The 2902-nt window shown below is 63.3% G+C and carries 3 protein-coding genes and 1 pseudogene; 1 reads left to right on the top strand and 3 read right to left on the bottom strand.

Translation table 11 applies throughout. The annotated features are described in order from the left end of the window. The 3 genes and pseudogenes from EOA85_RS31580 to EOA85_RS31570 all read right to left on the bottom strand — a co-directional run. Nucleotides 1-240, bottom strand: a pseudogene (locus EOA85_RS31580) (metal ABC transporter permease); the annotation flags it as partial. 98 nt (nucleotides 241-338) lie between these two features. Continuing rightward, nucleotides 339-665, bottom strand: coding sequence for a metalloregulator ArsR/SmtB family transcription factor (locus EOA85_RS31575; protein ID WP_029354431.1), 327 nt, complete (start codon nucleotides 663-665; stop codon nucleotides 339-341). A gap of 63 nt (nucleotides 666-728) precedes the next feature. After that, nucleotides 729-2111 carry a LysM peptidoglycan-binding domain-containing protein gene (locus EOA85_RS31570; protein WP_127212344.1) on the bottom strand — a complete coding sequence of 461 codons (1383 nt, stop codon included), beginning with the start codon at nucleotides 2109-2111 and terminating at the stop codon, nucleotides 729-731. Between the two features lie 147 nt (nucleotides 2112-2258). Here EOA85_RS31570 and EOA85_RS31565 point away from each other — a divergent pair, with 147 nt between their 5' ends. Then, nucleotides 2259-2870, top strand: a complete 612-nt coding sequence (locus tag EOA85_RS31565; RefSeq protein WP_127212343.1) for a TIGR00730 family Rossman fold protein — start codon at nucleotides 2259-2261, stop codon at nucleotides 2868-2870. Nucleotides 2871-2902 lie beyond the last annotated feature (32 nt).

The raw sequence follows: 2902 nt of genomic DNA, 5'->3' as shown, positions 1-2902 counted from the left end.
CGCCAGCAGGAAGGCCGGCAGCGGCGGCACCGACTTGGCGTCACCAGCCAGCGCATCGGTTGCCCATTTGAAGAAATAGGGGCCGGCAACCAGTGTCAGCTTGGCGACGACCAAAAGCACGGTCGCCCACACCACCCGCGCCCTGAGGTCACCACGGTCGGCCGGCCACATGTATGGCCAAAGATTGCGCAATGTCTTGAAGGTCGAACCGGATTCAGCGGAAACGGTTTTTTCGGCCATTTTTATCGCCTTTTTCTTATATCTTACTGCTTGACCGCCATCTTTTCCGAAAACCGGCCACTTTTCGCTGACGCGGTCCTTCGATTCGGGACCATGATCTAGCGGCCGGAGCAGCACGAATTGACGAGCGCGGCCAGCGATGCGGAAACATTGGCGAGCGCATCGCTGTCGACTTCATAGCGCGAGCGTTGCCGGTCCGGCTTGTAGCGGACGAGCCCTGCGTCGACCAATACCCTCAGGTGCTGTGAAACCGTGGACTGCGCCAGGTCGAGATGGTCGACGACCTCCCGGCAGCAGCAGGAGCGGCTGGCCGAAAGGTGCCTGAGGATCTCGATCCGGGCCGGATGCGAAAGCGCGGCGAGCTTCGCGGCCACGGACTGGCTGTCGGCGAAGCCGCAAGTCTTCTCGGTCAAGGGCGCATTCATCGTTTATCGGCGATAGACGATGGACGAGCTTTCCGCAAGAGGGCGGAAAAAAGAAAAAGATTTCTAATCAGCCTTCGTCGGGGCCGTCGTCATCTGGTCGCCCATCGCCTTGAGGTTGGCGGCTTCGCCTTCCTGCGATTTTTCCGGGACCTTGAACACCTGCCCCGGCCAGATGCGGTCGGGATTCCTGATCTGATCCTGATTGGCGAGGTAGATGGTCGAATAGCGCACACCTTGGCCATAGACGCGCCGCGAGATCTGCCACAGCGTATCGTGGCGGCGGATAATAACGGCGCTGTCGGCGTGTTCGAGCTTCGGCGCCGCGGTCTCGGGAATTCCAGCCGATGTGGCGGCAACTGCGGGCCCTTCGGCTCCGATTGCAGCAGGCGGGCCAGCGGCGGCGGGCGCCACGGCGGCGACCGACTCGCCCGGCTCGCGCTCGAAAGGCACGGCGGCGCGGGCCAGCACCTTTGCCCCGTCGGCATCGAGTGCGTCGACATGGATGGTGTAGGTGCCAACGGGAATGCTGCGCGTCGCCTCGACCAGGAAGTGGCCGTCAGGCGAAGTTTTCGCGTCGCCGAGCAAGATATCGTTGGCATAGGCGCGCACCTTGCGGCCGGGATCGGCGAGCCCGGCGACGAAGATCTTGTTGCCGTCGATCTCGATGGCTTCGACGACGATCTTTGGCCCTGCAGCTGGTGTCGCCGGTGCGACAGGCATGTCCGGAGCCGGCGCGGGGGCGACTTCGGCAGTGGCCGGCGCCGTGGCAGCCGGTGCGCCTGGGGCCGGTGCTGCGGCAGCGGGGTCCCCGGCAGCGGAGTCCTCGGCAGCCGGGGCGGCCGCCTTGTCGCCAACAGGCGCTTCAGGCTTCTTCTCGGGTGTAGGAACGGTGAGCAATTCGGAGGCCTTGCCCGGCTCCTCGATCATCGCCAGCACCTGGCCAGCAGGACTCTGGGGAATCGAGACGACGGCTGTCTGCGCCGAGGGGGTCACGACATTGCCGGTCATTGAGCGCAGCGCGATCGTGTAATCGCCGGGTTTCAGCGGATCGTCGAGAACGATGGCAAAAGCACCATCGGCGCCGGCGACCGTCGAGCCGAGAACCGTCGAACCGTTGAGAATCTCGACCTTGGCGTTGGGTGCGGCATTGCCGGCGACGACGATAGAGCCCTTGATCTCGACCCGAACAATATCGAAGGTCGGCGCGATCGCATCAGCCGTGGCCGGCGCTGCCGGTGCCATCGCATCTGTGGCCGGCGCGGGCGAAACCGATCCATCGGTCACCGGCTTGGCCGGCTTCTCCGCCGGCGGCGTCAGCGATGCCACTTCCGCCGGTGGCGCGCGATTGACATACGGGTCGAGCGCGCCCGATACATAGGCGGTTCCCGCCGCGGCGACGGAGCCGCCGACGGCGAACAAAAGCGCCTTTACTGGATTAATTGTCATATTTCCCTGCCCTTAGCCACCTAATGCCGGTCTACCCTGTTTTGCCCAAACCGACAAGAAAAAGGGGGCCGACAAGAAAAAGGAGGCCAGCAAGAAAAAGCCCGCCCGGGCTTGACCGCGAATAAAGACCCAATCACCAATCATCTCATGAACACGATTCGATCCATCTGCGTCTATTGCGGCTCGTCTCCAGGCCGCGATGAAACCTATGCCAAGGCCGGACACCTCCTTGGGCGTTCGATCGCCAAGTCCGGCCTGCGTCTGATCTATGGCGGCGGCACCAGGGGCATCATGGGAGCCGTTGCCGAAGGGGCGTTGCGGGCCGGCGGCAAGGTGACGGGCATCATTCCGCGCTTCCTGATCAACAGGGAGGCCACCGAAACCGCGCTTAACCGGCTCGACGAGCTCGTGGTCACCGACAACATGCACGAGCGTAAACATACGATGTTCGAGAAATCCGACGCGTTTGTGGCGCTGCCGGGCGGCATCGGCACGGTCGAGGAAATCATCGAGATCATGACCTGGGGCCAGCTCGGCCATCATCGCAAACCGATCGTCTTCGGCAACGTCGGGGGATTCTGGGATCCGATGCTGGCGCTGCTCGACCATATGATGGCCGAAGGCTTCATCCACAGCGCGCAGCGGGTCAAGCCGCTGGTGGTCGACGATCCGGAAGCGATCGTCGCCGCCATCATAGTCGCCGGATCATCGGTCGACGCACCGACCGAAGGTGTGCAGTCGGTAATCGACAAGCTTTAGGGCAGTAGGGCAGTAGGGCAGTAGGGCAGTAG

The organism is Mesorhizobium sp. M5C.F.Ca.IN.020.29.1.1, assembly GCF_003997375.1.
Lineage (GTDB): Bacteria > Pseudomonadota > Alphaproteobacteria > Rhizobiales > Rhizobiaceae > Mesorhizobium > Mesorhizobium wenxiniae.
Note: the sequence above shows the minus strand (reverse complement) of the source record. Positions and strands in the feature narration are given on the sequence as shown.

Excerpts from the sequence above, each read along its gene's own strand:
- EOA85_RS31565 (WP_127212343.1), top strand. The coding sequence starts at position 2,259 with ATGAACACGATTCGATCCATCTGCGTCTATTGCGGCTCGTCTCCAGGC.
- EOA85_RS31570 (WP_127212344.1), bottom strand. The coding sequence starts at position 2,111 with ATGACAATTAATCCAGTAAAGGCGCTTTTGTTCGCCGTCGGCGGCTCC.
- EOA85_RS31575 (WP_029354431.1), bottom strand. The coding sequence starts at position 665 with ATGAATGCGCCCTTGACCGAGAAGACTTGCGGCTTCGCCGACAGCCAG.